Source organism: Bradyrhizobium sp. WSM1253, assembly GCF_000244935.1.
GTDB classification, from domain to species: Bacteria; Pseudomonadota; Alphaproteobacteria; order Rhizobiales; family Xanthobacteraceae; genus Bradyrhizobium; species Bradyrhizobium canariense.
In genome coordinates this window covers 7,978,428-7,993,190 of the sequence record NZ_JH600073.1, presented here as the reverse complement: position 1 = coordinate 7,993,190, position 14,763 = coordinate 7,978,428, and the positions used below count along the sequence as shown (strand labels likewise).

11 protein-coding genes and 2 pseudogenes are annotated in these 14,763 nt (G+C 63.3%); 9 read left to right on the top strand and 4 right to left on the bottom strand.

Annotated features, from left to right (window positions below):
* Positions 1 to 147: 147 nt before the first annotated feature.
* On the bottom strand, positions 148 to 921 hold the full coding sequence (locus BRA1253DRAFT_RS38775) for an SDR family oxidoreductase (RefSeq protein ID WP_007603306.1): 774 nt from the start codon (positions 919 to 921) through the stop codon (positions 148 to 150).
* A 121-nt stretch (positions 922 to 1,042) separates the two neighbouring features.
* Between BRA1253DRAFT_RS38775 and BRA1253DRAFT_RS38770 the strand changes: the two genes are divergently transcribed.
* Both BRA1253DRAFT_RS38770 and BRA1253DRAFT_RS38760 read left to right on the top strand, forming a co-directional pair.
* The gene (locus BRA1253DRAFT_RS38770) at positions 1,043 to 1,510 is read left to right on the top strand and encodes a helix-turn-helix domain-containing protein (protein ID WP_007603305.1); all 468 of its coding nucleotides are present in this window, start codon (positions 1,043 to 1,045) and stop codon (positions 1,508 to 1,510) included.
* Between the two features lie 171 nt (positions 1,511 to 1,681).
* Positions 1,682 to 2,236 carry a flavodoxin family protein gene (locus tag BRA1253DRAFT_RS38760; RefSeq protein WP_007603304.1) on the top strand — a complete coding sequence of 185 codons (555 nt, stop codon included), beginning with the start codon at positions 1,682 to 1,684 and terminating at the stop codon, positions 2,234 to 2,236.
* Positions 2,237 to 2,555: 319 nt separating this feature from the next.
* Here BRA1253DRAFT_RS38760 and BRA1253DRAFT_RS38755 read toward each other — a convergent pair whose 3' ends face one another.
* Positions 2,556 to 2,795, bottom strand: a complete 240-nt coding sequence (locus tag BRA1253DRAFT_RS38755) for a hypothetical protein (RefSeq protein ID WP_007603303.1) — start codon at positions 2,793 to 2,795, stop codon at positions 2,556 to 2,558.
* Positions 2,796 to 3,022: 227 nt separating this feature from the next.
* On the opposite strand from BRA1253DRAFT_RS38755, the gene topA reads away from it, so the two are divergent.
* From topA to rpmG, 6 genes are all read left to right on the top strand, one after another.
* Positions 3,023 to 5,767, top strand: coding sequence for a type I DNA topoisomerase (gene topA / locus BRA1253DRAFT_RS38750; RefSeq protein WP_007603302.1), 2,745 nt, complete (start codon positions 3,023 to 3,025; stop codon positions 5,765 to 5,767).
* A 7-nt stretch (positions 5,768 to 5,774) separates the two neighbouring features.
* Positions 5,775 to 8,126, top strand: a complete 2,352-nt coding sequence (gene rnr / locus BRA1253DRAFT_RS38745; RefSeq protein WP_007603300.1) for a ribonuclease R — start codon at positions 5,775 to 5,777, stop codon at positions 8,124 to 8,126.
* Entirely contained in the window at positions 8,120 to 8,554 is a 435-nt protein-coding gene (locus BRA1253DRAFT_RS38740) for a DUF983 domain-containing protein (protein ID WP_007603299.1), read from the top strand. The genes rnr and BRA1253DRAFT_RS38740 overlap by 7 nt, the downstream gene beginning before the upstream one ends.
* Before the next feature lie 32 nt (positions 8,555 to 8,586).
* Positions 8,587 to 9,333, top strand: a complete 747-nt coding sequence (locus BRA1253DRAFT_RS38735; protein WP_007603298.1) for an NUDIX hydrolase — start codon at positions 8,587 to 8,589, stop codon at positions 9,331 to 9,333.
* 247 nt (positions 9,334 to 9,580) lie between these two features.
* Entirely contained in the window at positions 9,581 to 10,906 is a 1,326-nt protein-coding gene (locus BRA1253DRAFT_RS38730) for an LLM class flavin-dependent oxidoreductase (protein WP_007603296.1), read from the top strand.
* Between the two features lie 124 nt (positions 10,907 to 11,030).
* Positions 11,031 to 11,198: a 50S ribosomal protein L33 gene (rpmG, locus tag BRA1253DRAFT_RS38725; RefSeq protein WP_007603295.1), complete on the top strand. Its 168-nt coding sequence runs from the start codon at positions 11,031 to 11,033 to the stop codon at positions 11,196 to 11,198.
* Positions 11,199 to 12,244: 1,046 nt separating this feature from the next.
* On the opposite strand, the pseudogene plsY reads toward rpmG, so the two are convergent.
* Both plsY and BRA1253DRAFT_RS38705 read right to left on the bottom strand, forming a co-directional pair.
* Positions 12,245 to 12,928, bottom strand: a pseudogene (gene plsY, locus BRA1253DRAFT_RS38715) (glycerol-3-phosphate 1-O-acyltransferase PlsY).
* A gap of 743 nt (positions 12,929 to 13,671) precedes the next feature.
* A complete protein-coding gene (locus BRA1253DRAFT_RS38705; protein ID WP_007603293.1) occupies positions 13,672 to 14,598 on the bottom strand; it encodes a hypothetical protein in 927 nt (308 codons plus the stop codon).
* Between the two features lie 3 nt (positions 14,599 to 14,601).
* Between BRA1253DRAFT_RS38705 and BRA1253DRAFT_RS43135 the strand changes: the two are divergent.
* Positions 14,602 to 14,763 (top strand): annotated as a pseudogene (locus BRA1253DRAFT_RS43135) (transposase); the annotation flags it as partial.

Sequence of the window (14,763 nt, the reverse complement as noted above, 5' to 3'; positions counted from 1 at the left end):
CCCCCTGCCCGTAAAAGTGTCTTGGCAGCGCAAGCGAAGGTTCAACGCCTCACGCAAGGTTCAGAAAATACAGCTCGCGAGACGTGGGAACCGGCCGGCGCAACCACTCGCCGCTGCGCCGACCGATTCAATTTGCACCAAGATTGATCAGCCGCGATAGATCGGCGCGCCGCTCGGCGAGGCAACCGCGCCGCCGTCGACGAAGATTTCCTCGCCCTGCACATGGGCGGAATCGTCGGAGGCGAGGAACAGCACGGTCTTCGCGACGTGATCTGTTTCACCAATGCGCCCCAGCGGCGTCGTCAGTGCGATCCGCTTCTCGAACGCCTTCTCGGCTTCCGGTGTTGCGGTCGCAGGTCCCCAGATCGGTGTGCGGATCGCACCCGGCGCGACCACGTTGACGCGAATGCCGCGCGGCGACAGTTCAGATGCCATGATCCGCGCCATCGCCCGCACGCCGGCCTTGGCGGCGCCATACGCCGAATAGCCGGGAATGCCGAGCACGGAGATCACCGACCCGCTGAGGATGATCGAAGCGTTGTCGTTGAGATAAGGCAGCGCGGACTGCACGGTGAAGAACACGCCGGTCAGATTGGTGCTGATGACCTTCTCGAAGACCTCCAGCGTGGCCGACCCCAGCGGCGTACCGCCGGCGATGCCGGCATTGGCGAACACGATGTCGAACTTGCCGAACTTTCCGGCGCCCTTCTTGATCGCAGCTTCGGTCGCGGCAATGTCGGTGGCGTCGGCGGTCAGCGCGAGCGCGTTCGGCCCGAGTTCGTTCGCGGCCGCCTCGAGCGTCTCCTTGTTGCGCCCGGTGATCACCACTTTGGCGCCCTCGGCCACGAACAGCTTTGCCGTTGCCAGTCCAATGCCGCTATTGCCGCCGGTGATCAGGGCCGTCTTGTTCTTCAGTCTCACGTTCGCCTCCAGTGGTTGCATCATAAAACTATGATTGCCATCTAGGCTATCTGGTTTTAATATGCAACCACACGAGCGCGTGAACGGCGACTGGACCGTGCGATCGCGAAAGGACCCGACCATGGTGAAACGAACGAGCTTCGAGGGCGACGCCTGCCCGATTGCACGCTCGCTGGAAGCGATCGGCGACCGGTGGTCCCTGCTGATCATCCGCGAGGCGCTGTTCGGCCTGCGCCGCTTCGGCGAGTTTCAGAGTAAGCTGGGCATGGCCAAGAACATCTTGTCGGCCCGGCTGGGCTCACTCGTGGACCACGGCATTTTAGCAACCGCCCCGGCGTCCGACGGCAGCGCCTATCAGGAATATGTGCTGACGCCGAAGGGCCGCGGCGTCTTCCCGGTGTTGGTAGCGCTGCGCCAATGGAGCGAGGAATTCGACGATCGCCCGTCGGAGATCGCGACCATCCTGGTCGATCGCGAGAAAGGCCGCCCGGTGCGCAAGCTGGAGCTGCGCGCAGTGGACGGGCGATTGCTCACGCAAGCCGATACCACGCTGAAGCCGCGGCCCGCGCCGCGACGGCGGTCGGCCTAGTAACGTCGAACTGCCACCAGCCCGTCATTGCGAGCGCAGCGAAGCAATCCAGACTGCCACCGCGGAAAGACTCTGGATTGCTTCGCTGCGCTCGCAATGACGGCGTGGCGGGACTTGTACAAGACATCGACAGCGTCAAAGATGGCGAGGTCCCACCAAAGTGGCACCACCATGCCCCTGCTCGCCATCGTCTATTTTTCCATCTCAGGCACCACCGAGAAGCTGGCGCATGCGGTTGCGCGCGGAGCGGATGGCAGGGCGCGGGTCTCGCTATGTCGCATCACCGGCGGCGACATCGTGTCAGGCCGCTTCCAGAATGAGAGGTTACTGGAGACGATCGACCGCGCCGACGCAGTTGCGTTTGGCAGCCCGACCTATATGGGCGGACCAGCCGCTCAGTTCAAAGCGTTTGCCGATGCTTCAAGTGATCGATGGAGCCGGCAACAATGGGCCAACAAGATCGCAGCCGGATTCACGACGGGCGCATGCGCTGGCGGCGATCAACTCCACACACTGACCTACTTTTCCATTCTGGCCGCGCAGCACGGCATGCTCTGGTGCGGGCTGGATATTCCCGGTGGGGAGGATCCGAGTGGCCGCAATCGTTTGGGCAGCCAGCTTGGCCTTGCGACGCATCTGGTCGACAGCGCCTTGCCTCAGACCGACCTCAGCACGGCCGAATATCTCGGTCAGCGATTGGCCAAAATGGCAAGCCGCAACGGCTAACCTCACCCGTCATTGCGAGCGTAGCGCCTATCAGGCGCATGTGCTGACGGAAAAGGTCCGTGGTAGCTTCCCGACGCGGATACCACGCTGAAGCCGCGGCCGCCGCCGCGGCGGCGGTCAGCGGGTGCGCGCCATCTCTCCAACGTCGTCCTGGCGAAAGCCAGGACCCATTATCCCAAGCAGGAGTTTGGCGAAGACTCGTCACCCGGAATTCGCACCGCACTCAGGTCGATAGACCTCGCGGTATGGGTCCTGGCTTTCGCCAGGACGACTCCGGAGGGAGAGAGACAGCGTAATCGATTCCGCTCGGCATCCCCCCTCACGACAGCTTGCGCTTGCTCCGCAGCCGCAGATGCTCGTCGGCCTCGAGCTTGGTCATTCCCAGGAGATAGTGCAGCACGTCGAGCTTGTGCCGCTCGGCCAGCTTGCGCAGCGCCCCGACCTGCTCGGCGATGAAGGCGACCGCCTCCTCGACGCCGCCCTCCCCCGGTTCCTCGTGACGCGAGCCTCCCGCCGCGCGCGATGCGGCGCCGGCCCGTTTCTTTCCTGGCTTAGTCACCAGCCCCCACCCGAATCCATGCCCCCTAGAAACATTACGCCGACATCGGCCGCAACTCAAAGGTGGTATTTTGCAACTTTCTCGATATGAAACTTTTCCCATCGGGATAGCTTTCAACACCCCTCGATTTGACAGCGAGGGCCTCACCACCCATGTTCGGGACGAAAGGGCCGACCCGAATCTCATCGAATTCGGCCCCAAATTTCCCCATAAGTTACTGGAACTACATGAATATCGTCATTGTGGAGTCGCCGGCGAAAGCCAAGACGATCAACAAGTATTTGGGCTCGTCCTACGAGGTTCTGGCCTCGTTCGGCCATGTCCGGGACTTGCCGGCGAAGAACGGCTCCGTCGATCCCGACGCCAATTTCAAGATGATCTGGGAGATCGATCCCAAGGCGGCCGGCCGGCTCAACGACATTGCCAAGTCCCTCAAGAACGCCGATCGCCTGATTCTCGCCACCGACCCTGATCGCGAGGGCGAGGCCATCTCCTGGCACGTGCTGGAGGTCTTGAAAGAGAAGCGCGCGCTCAAGGACCACAAGATCGAGCGCGTGGTGTTCAACGCCATCACCAAGCAGGCGGTCACGGACGCCATGAAGCATCCGCGCCAGATCGACGGTGCGCTGGTCGACGCCTATATGGCGCGCCGCGCGCTGGACTATCTGGTCGGCTTCACCCTCTCCCCCGTGCTGTGGCGCAAGCTGCCGGGCGCCCGCTCGGCGGGCCGCGTGCAGTCGGTGGCGCTGCGGCTGGTCTGCGACCGCGAGCTCGAGATCGAAAAGTTCGTTGCGCGCGAATACTGGTCGCTGATCGCGACCCTGCTGACGCCGCGCGGCGACGCCTTCGAGGCACGTCTGGTCGGCGCCGACGGCAAGAAGATCCAGCGGCTCGACATCGGCACCGGCGCGGAAGCCGAAGACTTCAAGAAGGCGCTGGAAGCCGCCAGCTACGCCGTGACCACGGTCGATGCCAAGCCGGCCCGGCGCAATCCGCAGGCGCCCTTCACCACCTCGACGCTGCAGCAGGAAGCCAGCCGCAAATACGGGTTTGCGCCGGCGCATACCATGCGCATCGCGCAGCGGCTCTATGAAGGCATCGACATCGGCGGCGAGACCACCGGACTCATTACTTATATGCGTACCGACGGCGTGCAGATCGATCCGTCCGCGATCACCCAGGCCCGCAAGGTGATCGGCGAGGATTACGGCAACGCCTATGTGCCGGACTCGCCGCGCCAGTACCAGGCCAAGGCCAAGAACGCCCAGGAAGCCCACGAAGCGATCCGGCCGACCGACATGTCCCGCCGTCCCGACAGCATGAGCCGCAAGCTCGAATCCGACCAGGCGAGACTCTATGAACTGATCTGGAAGCGCACCATCGCGAGCCAGATGGAATCGGCCGAGCTGGAACGCACCACGGTCGACATCACGGCGAAGGTCGGCGGCCGCACGCTGGACCTGCGCGCCACCGGCCAGGTCGTCAAGTTCGACGGCTTCCTTGCGCTCTATCAGGAAGGCCGCGACGACGAGGAGGACGAGGACTCCCGCCGCCTGCCCGCGATGAGCCCCAACGACGCGCTGAAACGGCAGTCGCTCGCCGTCACCCAGCACTTCACCGAGCCGCCGCCGCGCTTCTCCGAGGCCTCGCTGGTCAAGCGCATGGAAGAGCTCGGCATCGGCCGACCCTCGACCTATGCCTCGATTCTCCAGGTCCTCAAGGACCGCGGCTACGTCAAGCTCGAGAAGAAGCGCCTGCATGGCGAGGACAAGGGCCGCGTCGTGGTCGCGTTCCTCGAAAGCTTCTTTGCCCGCTACGTCGAATACGACTTCACCGCCAATCTGGAAGAGCAGCTCGACCGCGTCTCCAACAACGAGATTTCCTGGCAGCAGGTGCTGAAGGATTTCTGGACCGGCTTCATCGGCGCGGTCGACGAGATCAAGGATCTGCGCGTAGCCCAGGTGCTCGACGTGCTCGACGAGATGCTAGGCCAGCACATCTATCCGGCGCGCACCGATGGCGGCGACATCAGGCAATGCCCGAGCTGCGGCAACGGACGGCTGAATCTGAAGGCCGGCAAGTTCGGCGCCTTCGTCGGCTGCTCGAACTATCCGGAATGCCGTTACACCCGTCAGCTCGCCGCCGACGGCGAGGCCACGGCCGATCGTTCGCTCGGCCAGGACCCTGATACGGGTCGCGATGTCTGGGTCAAGGCCGGCCGGTTCGGTCCCTACATCCAGCTCGGCGAACAGAAGGATTATGCGGAGGGCGAGAAGCCGAAGCGCGCCGGCATTCCGAAGGGGACTTCCCCTGGAGATGTCGAGCTCGACCTTGCGCTCAAGCTGCTGTCGCTGCCACGCGAGATCGGCAAGCACCCGGAAACGGGTGAGCCCATCACCGCGGGTCTCGGCCGCTTCGGGCCGTTCGTGAAGCACGAGAAGACCTATGCCAGCCTCGAGGCCGGCGACGAAGTGTTCGACATCGGCATCAACCGGGCGGTGACGCTGATCGCGGAGAAGATCGCCAAGGGCCCGAGCCGCCGCTTCGGCGCCGATCCCGGCAAGGCGATCGGCGATCATCCCAGCCTCGGCACCGTCACGGTGAAGGGCGGCCGCTACGGCGCCTATGTCACGGCGGGCGGCGTCAACGCGACGATCCCGAGCGACATCGAGAAAGACGCCATCACGCTGCCGCAGGCGATCGCGCTGATCGACGAGCGCGCGGCCAAGGGCGGCGGCAAGAAGCCGAAGAAGGCGGCCAAGCCCGCCAAGGCCAAGAAGGCTGCGGCGAAGGCCGCCGACGGCGATGACGCCGCGCCAAAAACCAAAAAGCCGGCCGCGAAGAAGGCGGCCAAACCCAAATCCGAATCCACCAGCAAGGCGCGCGCCGCCGTGTCGTCGACGGCCAAAACGTCGCCGACCAAGGCAGCTGGCGCCAAAGCTCCGGCCAAGAAAAGTGCCGGCACCAAATAGAGGTTAAGTGAAACGCAAGAATGACCGTGGCTTTCCCGACAGGGCAGCCATCGTCGCCTTCATCAAGGCAAATCCCGGAAAGGTCGGAACCCGCGAAATTGCGCGCGAGTTCGGCCTGAAGAACGCCGACCGCATCGAGCTCAAGCGCATGCTGCGCGAGCTCGCCGACGACGGGCTCGTCAAGAAAAAGCGCCATACGATTTCAGAGCCGGACAGCCTGCCGCCGACGCTGGTCGCCGACATCACCGGCCGCGACGCCGACGGCGAGCTGGTCGCCTCCCCCACCGAATGGGACGAAGTCGAAAGCGGCGAACCGCCAAAGATCCTCATCACGATGCCGCGCCGGCCGAAGCCCGGCACCGCGGCCGGCGTTGGCGATCGCGCGCTGCTACGGGTCGAGCGCTCCGACGAAACCGAAGGCCCGGCCTATCGCGGCCACATCATCAAGGTCTTCGACAAGACCAAGAGCCGCATCCTCGGCGTCTTCCGCAGCCTGCCCGAAGGCGGCGGGCGAATCATCCCCGTCGACAAGAAGTCCGCCGACCGCGAGCTGAACATCGCCGCGACCGAGACGCACGGCGCGCAGGACGGCGATCTCGTCAGCGTCGACATCATCCGCTCGCGCGGCTTTGGGCTGGCGTCGGGCCGCGTCAAGGAGAAGCTCGGCTCGGTCAAGTCGGAGAAGGCGATCAGCCTGATCGCGATCTACGCCCACGACATCCCGCTGCAATTCCGCCCCGCGGCAGAGCGCGAAGCCGAAGCGGCGGAGCCGGCCAATTTGAAGGGGCGCGAGGACTGGCGCGACGTCCCACTCGTCACCATCGATCCGCCGGATGCCAAGGATCACGACGACGCGGTGCACGCGCAGCCGGATCCTGATCCCAACAACAAGGGCGGCTTCATCGTCGATGTCGCCATCGCCGATGTGAGCTTCTACGTGCGACCGGGCACCGCGCTCGACCGCGACGCGCTCGACCGCGGCAACTCGGTCTATTTCCCCGACCGCGTCGTGCCGATGCTGCCCGAGCGCATCTCCAACGATCTGTGCTCGCTGGTGCCGGGCGAGCCGCGCGGCGCACTCGCGGTGCGGATGATCATTGCGCCCGACGGGCGCAAACGCTCGCACAGCTTCCACCGCATCCTGATGCGCTCCGCAGCCAAGCTGAGCTACGCCCAGGCGCAGGCCGCGATCGATGGGAGGCCGGACGACACCACCGGCCCCCTGCTCGATCCGATCCTGCGGCCGCTTTATGCCGCCTATGCCTGCGTCAAGCGCGCGCGAGACGAGCGCGATCCGCTCAATCTCGATCTGCCCGAGCGCAAGATCCTGTTGAAGAGCGACGGCACGGTCGACCGCGTCGTCGTGCCCGACAGGCTCGACGCGCACAAGCTGATCGAGGAGTTCATGATCCTCGCCAATGTCGCGGCAGCCGAGATGCTCGAGAAGAAATCGCTGCCGCTGATCTACCGCGTGCATGACGAGCCGACCCTGGAAAAGGTCCACGCGCTCGCGGAATTCCTGGAGACGCTGGACGTTCCCTTCGCGAAATCAGGCGCGTTGCGCCCCGCTCTGTTCAACCGCGTGCTGGCGCAGCTCGAAGGCCACGACCATTTTCCGCTGGTCAGCGAGGTCGTGCTGCGCGCCCAGGCACAGGCCGAATACTCCTCGGAGAATTACGGTCATTTCGGCCTGAACCTGCGCCGTTATGCGCATTTCACCTCGCCGATCCGCCGCTATGCCGACCTCGTCGTGCACCGTGCGCTGGTTCGCGCGCTCGGTCTCGGCGAAGGCGCGCTGCCCGACACCGAGACGCCGGAAACGTTGAGCGAAGTCGCAGCCCACATCTCGGTCACCGAGCGGCGCGCGATGAAAGCGGAGCGCGAGACCGTCGACCGCCTGATCGCCCATCACCTCGCCGACCGCATCGGTTCGAGCTTCCAGGGTCGCGTCTCCGGCGTCACGCGCGCCGGCCTGTTCGTCAAGCTCGCTGAGACCGGCGCCGACGGCCTGATCCCGATCCGATCCCTCGGCACGGAATATTTCAACTATGACGAGGGCCGCCACGCCCTCGTCGGCACGCGCAGCGGCACCATGCATCAGCTCGGTGACGTCGTCGACGTCCGCCTGATCGAAGCAGCTCCCATCGCAGGCGCGCTGCGCTTCGAGCTGCTGTCATCGACGGGTGAGACCGCGCCGCGGCACCGCAGGTCCTCCGGTCCGCAACGCCGCCCCTCGTTCAAGGCGCATCCGGGGCGCAGTCCCGACAAGAAGCGCAAGCCGGACAAGCCGAAGCCCGGCAAAGGGAAAAAGACAAAGGGAAAAAGCAAGGGCAAGGGTCAGAAGGGCAAGGCATGGTGAGCACAGCCCCGAAGATCTGGACCCGCGAGACCGGCCTCGTCGAGAAGCGCGACGTCTTTGCTGCGATAAGGCGCGGCTTTCGCGGCCGCTGCCCGCGCTGCGGCGAAGGAAAGCTGTTCCGCGCCTTCCTGAAGACCGCAGACAATTGCGCGGTCTGCGGCCTCGATTTTACGCCGCACCGGGCCGACGATCTGCCCGCCTATCTCGTCATTGTCATCGTCGGCCATATCGTGGTGCCCAGCATCCTCTGGATCGAGACCAATTACACCACGCCGGTCTGGATCAGCTTCGCGGCCTATCTGCCCTTCACCTTCGTCGCCTCGCTGGCGCTGCTGCAGCCGGTGAAGGGAGCCGTGGTCGGATTGCAATGGGCCCTGCGCATGCACGGGTTTGACGAGAACCCGACGGATGGTATTCCGCCGGTGTAAGCAAAATAAGCAAAAGTGGTTTGGGTGAGGACATGACGGATACGGCGCAGGCGGAAAAGGCGAAGATCCACGAGGGCAAGGAAGCCGACCATCATCCCTATTTCCGCCCGCGGGATGCGGCGACACTGATCCTGGTCGACCGCAGCGGAGCCATTCCAAAGGTCCTGGTCGGCAAGCGCCACGACAAGGTGGTGTTCATGCCCGGAAAATTCGTTTTCCCCGGCGGCCGCGTCGACAAGGACGATTTTCGCGTGCCGTGCGCGGCGCCTGTAACCGCCGAGCTCGAAGCCAATCTCGCCAAGGGCAGTCCGAAGACGCCGGCCTCGCGCGCCAAGTCGCTGGCGATTGCCGCGATCCGCGAGGCCTGCGAGGAAACCGGCCTCTGCCTGGGACGCAAGGCCGAGGGCAAGGCGAAACTGGAAGGCGCCTGGAAGCCGTTCGCGGATGCGGGCCTGTTGCCCGATCCCTCTAGCCTGTTCCTGATCGCGCGCGCGATCACCCCGCCCGGCCGCGTCAAGCGGTTCGACACGCGCTTCTTCACGGCGGACGCCTCCGCGATCACCCATCGCGTCGACGGCGTGATCCATGCCGATGCCGAGCTTGTCGAATTGGTCTGGGTCGAGCTCGGCTCAAAGCCGCTCGCCGATCTGCATCCGATGACGCGCAATGTGCTCAACGAGCTCGACGCGCGCCTTGCCGCCGGCCCGCTCCGCCATGATGCGCCGGTGCCGTTCTTCCATTTCTACGGCGGCAAGATGCAGAAGGATATTTTGAGCTGACTGGCCGCGCGGGCCCACGTCTCTCCTCCGTCATTCCGGGACGCGCGTAGCGGCGAACCCGGAATCCATTCAACACCGTCCTTGCTGCTCGATGGATTCCGCGTTCGCCGCTACGCGGCGCCCCGGAATGACGCGAATGTGCTGAGCGCGCATCGAAAAACAAAATAATCTTCCCGCCTCCCCCGATGGCGGAGTTCCTGGGCATGCCTATGTCTTCCGGAACGACACCAAGAACGGACACCGGGCGATGGCACAACGGCAACTCAAGCTTGGCGCGTTCATGCGCCCGATCAGCATCCACACCGGCGCCTGGCGCTATCCCGGGGCCTGGCCGGACGCCAATTTCAACTTCGGCCACATCAAGACGCTGATCCAGAAGCTCGAGGCCGGCAAGTTCGACGCCTTCTTCATGGCCGATCACCTCGCCGTGCTGAACATGCCGGTCAATGCGCTGAAGCGCAGCCACACGGTCACCTCGTTCGAACCGTTCACGCTGTTGTCGGCGCTCTCCGCCGTCACCGAGCGGATCGGCCTGATCGCGACGGGCTCGACCACGTTCGACGAGCCCTATCACGTCGCGCGGCGCTTCGCCTCGCTCGACCATCTCAGCGGCGGGCGTGCGGGCTGGAACATCGTCACCACCTCGAACCCGGATGCGGCGCTGAATTTCGGCCTCGACGACCACATGGAGCACGCCGAGCGCTACAAGCGCGCCCGCGAGTTCTACGACGTTGTCACCGGCCTGTGGGATTCCTTTGCCGACGACGCCTTCGTCCGCGATGTCGACAGCGGCGTGTTCGTCGATCCCGCCAAGATGCATGTGCTCGACCATCACGGCAAATATCTGAAAGTGCGCGGTCCCCTCAACATCGCCCGCCCCGTCCAGGGCTGGCCGGTGATCGTGCAGGCCGGCGCCTCCGAGGATGGCAGGCAGCTCGCCGCCGAGACCGCGGAAGCCGTCTTCACCGGCGGCGGCAGTCTTGCCGACAGCCAGAAACTCTATGCCGACATCAAGGGCCGCATGGAGAAGGTCGGCCGCGATCCCGAACACCTCAAGATCCTGCCCGGCGCCTTCGTCGTGGTCGGCGACAGCGTCGACGAGGCCAGGGAGAAGCGCGCGCTGCTCGACAGCCGCGTGCATTACGACAGCGCCATCGCCTCGCTCTCGGTCATCCTCGGCACCGATACCTCCGGCTTCGATCCCGATGGACCGCTTCCCGAAATTCCCGAGACCAACGCCAGCAAGAGCGGCCGCCAGCGCATGGTTGACCTCGCCGCTCGCGACAAGCTCACGGTGCGCCAGCTCGCCCAACGCGTCGGCGGCTATGGCGGGCTATCCTTCGTCGGCACGGCCAAAACCATCGCCGACCAGATGGAGGAATGGCTGGTCGGGCGCGGCTCCGACGGCTTCAACATCATGTTCCCGTTCCTGCCCGCCGGCCTCGACGATTTCGTCGACAAGGTGGTCCCGGAGCTGCAGCGCCGCGGGATTTTCCGGAAAGAGTACGAAGGGCCCACTTTGAGAGAGAATCTGGGCCTGCCGCGGCCGAAAAACCGGTTCTTCGAGGCCTGATTGGCGCGATTTGAGTGCTTTTCGAGCCCTAAAATCTTGACATCAGGCGGTTTCTGGCTAGGTTGCCGGCCAACGCGGGCCATTTGGCCGGCTCCAGATTCCCTTCATTCCTGAGGTACTGAACATGGCCAAAGCGGTCACCATCAAGGTCAAGCTCGTGTCCTCGGCCGACACCGGCTTCTACTACGTCGCCAAGAAGAATTCGCGCACCATGACCGACAAGCTGGTCAAGAAGAAGTACGATCCCGTCGCGCGCAAGCACGTCGAATTCCGCGAAGCCAAGATCAAGTAAGAAGATCAAGTAAGATCGCGGAACGTAGAAGACTTTTGCGGGGCCCTTTCGGGCCCCGTTTTATTTTGGCCCCTCTCTCGTGTCCCGGACGCGCAGCAGCGCCCCGTGGACGTGACGCTGCGCTGCGACCGGGGCACGAGAGCTGAGCTCGGCGCGCGAGTCATCGCCAGTTATTCTATCAACCCTCGGTTGCCCGCCTCCAAATGTATGTTACCGTGCACTTGCCGGGCGGAATGTCCGTCCCGGCTTTGGAAGGACATGGTCATGAGATTCTCATCAAGCCTTGTCGTGCCTTCAGCCGTCGCTGCCTTGTCGACCGTCTTGCTGTGCGCGCCGGCAGCGTCGCAAATCCCAACCGGCTCCGCCGCCACGATTCCCCCCGTCACGGTCGACGCGCCGAAACAGGTGGCAAGGCCGCATCTGTCGGAGCGGGGAGTAAACACAATTGCGCCGCGTCGGACTGTATCAACAGCTCGAACGCCAACCGCGCGCACGCCTTCCTATGCGCCGGGTTCTGTGATGGGGAGGATTGCCAGCCTGGAGAAAGTCGCCAGCAGCTGCAACGGCGGCTGTGCATCAAGCTTCCGGCACGGCAACGAGCCCTGGATTGGATGCAGCGAGTCGGGCGGTAACGTGAACTATGGACCTTTCTCGCCAACGTGCCGAGACACCATCACCCATACATCCTACGAGAATTGCGTCGAGACGAAGGTGTTCCTGGGCGAGTTTCGAAACAGAGCTCACTGGTTTTGCAGCAGCCTGCAGGCCGGCAACAGGTTCAAGGTCGCCGATCTCAAGCGGTCAGGACGCACGCGTTAGTCCATGCTGCCAGCTGGTCGCGCGCGGGCACGTCGGATTCAGTGAAGCCAAGACAAACAGGATCGCGGGATAGACTACGGACTTTCGACGGGGCCCGGTGGGCCCCGTTTTGTGCGCTCTGGTGTCCCGGGCGCGCTGCGACGCGCAAGTCACCCGCACAGCGTTCAGGCCCGTTCGACGACCGGGCGTTGCGGCACCTCAATAAGCGGCCGCCGATGAGTCCTGTGCTAAACCTGCGCTTCCGCTTTCGTACCCTGGCCATTTCGAACCAGACGCGGCTCCGTTCCCGCCAAAAGCCTTTGGATGTTGGCACGATGGCGGATGATCACGTAGAGGCCGCCTCCGATCACCAGCAACCGATACGGCAATGGGTGCTCGACCGCGCAGACAAGAACAATTGCCGTCAACGCCGCGAGCATCGAGTTCAAGGAAACGATCCGGGTCATAGCCAGCACGAAGCCAAAGGCGGCTGCAGCCCCCAATCCCATGGGCCACGACATCGCCAGCAACACACCGAGCCCGGCCGCGGCCGACTTGCCGCCCGTGAAGTTCAGCCAGATCGATCGGCTATGTCCCAACAGCACGGCAATTCCAGCCAGACAAAACAGCCCATGGCACCCAGACCTGCAGATCAGACGCTGTCGCCGGCGGGGATAATTCCGCGTACAGCCAAGGACAGAACGAACGCGCGACGATAATGGCACCCACGCCCTTCAGCACATCGCCGACGAGCACGAACAAGGCAGGCCATTTGCCGAGAGTGCGCAAGACATTCGTTGCCCCGGTGGACCTGGAGCCATGCCTTCGGATGTCGATACCCCTGAGCAGTTTCCCCGCCAGATAGCCCGTGGGGACCGAGCCGAGGAGATAGGCCATCAACAACCCAACCGCGCCGCTGTCCAAAAAGCCATGGGTCTTAGGTCCAGTTTGAACGCTGTTCTATCCCCGACTTCGTCTGACCGCCATGGGTCACAAGCCGCCGCCGATGCAGGTTCAGGTCGGCGTCCGGATGACCGGCGAGACCGGACTTCGCGGCGGCTCGGGCGTTCTTCGGCTTAAGGCCAAAAGCTCGCCTCGCGCCAATTGCTCAATTTCTCCGAACTTGGTCGACTGGATCTTTAACGAGGCGAGGCTAATTGCGAGAATGGTAGTTAACCCGGGAACGAACGATGAGATGGCTCAGGTGGCAGTTCACGCACAGTGACGTCTTCGTCGTCCTCTTTGCCGTTGTTCTGATATGTGTCTGTACTGTCGTTCTTGTTCGATATCCGTCCGTTCATCAGGCGTCTGGCTTCGGCCCAGATTGGGATTGCAAGAGCGTCCCCAACAGTGAGCCAGTTTGCATCAAGAAAACTAGCCATTAGCTTGACGACTGCTATGGGTCACAAACGGTCCTCCACCGGCTGGGCGCGGCAGGTCAGCTACGGGCCATAAGCGGTCCTGGACCGGTTGCTTGTGGCAGGTCGGCTATGGGTCTTGGCTGTGTGAAAACGCCAGGACGCTTGGCGGCGATAGAACAAGTTATTCGCTGAAGACCATCTTCGCAGTCGAACGCGAAAGTGCATTGAACTTAGAAAGCGAACTGAAGAATGTAATTCTAGCTCGGTTTCGATCTTGGTCGATTCCCACTGGATCGTAGCCGCTCGCGCGACGCCTAGATCAAGAGGTCATGCGGCGCGAAAATGAAATCCTGAGGCCTGAGTGCTTCCTCGCTATGCACCACAAGGTCATTGCCTGAGCTGAGCGTGATCGTGCTTTCATGTGTCGTGGGATCAAACGCTGAGATGGTAACTCCACTGAAGTCCTCGATGCCAAGCGTAGATACATCGATGTGGTCGGCTCCCAAATTCGAGAGACCCTGGCCGAAGTCCTCGATCTTGTCGTGTCCATTATTGAAGTTGAACACGAAAGCATCGTTGCCTCCGTTGGCGTCGCCTAGCATCACCTGAGCGTCACCCCACATGTCGTCGTTTCCGGTGCCGCTAATTAGCTTATCATTGCCGCCACATGCATTGTCCGCCATGGTCTGGGCATCCCCGAACAGGGTGCTGTTAAACGTCCCGATTGCCTGTGCAGCCGTCACATTCAACCCTGTAAGAATGTCGCAGCCCCCGTAAGCACTGTCCGACATAGTTTGGCCGTCGCCAACGAACACGATCGTGCCATGTGCTTGAGCAAAAGAGGGAGGTGCGGCAGTTAACAGGTCATTCCCGCCCTGAGCATTGCCAGACATGCTTTGTGCGTCGCCTACACCTAGACTGCTTCCGCCGGATTGACCGATAACCAATGTGTCGTTGCCGCCGCGAGCGTTGCCGGACATTGTCGATGCATCGCCATAGATTAGAGCGGTGGAATCGGCAGCCCCGCTGAATGTGTCGTCGCCGCCAACGGCCTGGTCGCCGAGGTTGCCGCCCGCGTCCCCATAGAAGAATAGACGGCCATCATTGCCTGCGATGAAGTTGTCATTGCCACCATGCGCGTGGTCCGACAGGCTGCCGCCCGCATCGCCATAGAATGTGCAATCACCTTGCCCGCTGCTGTTGATGACCGTATCGTTGCCACCAATGGCATGGCCGCTCATATTGCTCCGCGTGGGATTGATCTCATTGCGGCTGTGGGGGTGCTGGCTGAGATCGGTGATCTATCCCGCTTTCAAAATCCGCGCGAGTTGATGGGCTATCTGGGTCTGGTGCCCACGGAAAACTCGACTGGCGACCAAGTCAAGCGAGGCGGCATCACCAAAGCC

What these genes read in the sequence shown, in the direction of transcription:
- BRA1253DRAFT_RS38770 (WP_007603305.1), top strand. Translation starts at nt 1,043, where the DNA reads ATGGTGAAACGAACGAGCTTCGAGGGCGACGCCTGCCCGATTGCACGC.
- BRA1253DRAFT_RS38705 (WP_007603293.1), bottom strand. Translation starts at nt 14,598, where the DNA reads ATGAGCGGCCATGCCATTGGTGGCAACGATACGGTCATCAACAGCAGC.
- rpmG (WP_007603295.1), top strand. Translation starts at nt 11,031, where the DNA reads ATGGCCAAAGCGGTCACCATCAAGGTCAAGCTCGTGTCCTCGGCCGAC.
- BRA1253DRAFT_RS38735 (WP_007603298.1), top strand. Translation starts at nt 8,587, where the DNA reads ATGACGGATACGGCGCAGGCGGAAAAGGCGAAGATCCACGAGGGCAAG.
- BRA1253DRAFT_RS38730 (WP_007603296.1), top strand. Translation starts at nt 9,581, where the DNA reads ATGGCACAACGGCAACTCAAGCTTGGCGCGTTCATGCGCCCGATCAGC.
- topA (WP_007603302.1), top strand. Translation starts at nt 3,023, where the DNA reads ATGAATATCGTCATTGTGGAGTCGCCGGCGAAAGCCAAGACGATCAAC.
- BRA1253DRAFT_RS38760 (WP_007603304.1), top strand. Translation starts at nt 1,682, where the DNA reads ATGCCCCTGCTCGCCATCGTCTATTTTTCCATCTCAGGCACCACCGAG.
- BRA1253DRAFT_RS38740 (WP_007603299.1), top strand. Translation starts at nt 8,120, where the DNA reads ATGGTGAGCACAGCCCCGAAGATCTGGACCCGCGAGACCGGCCTCGTC.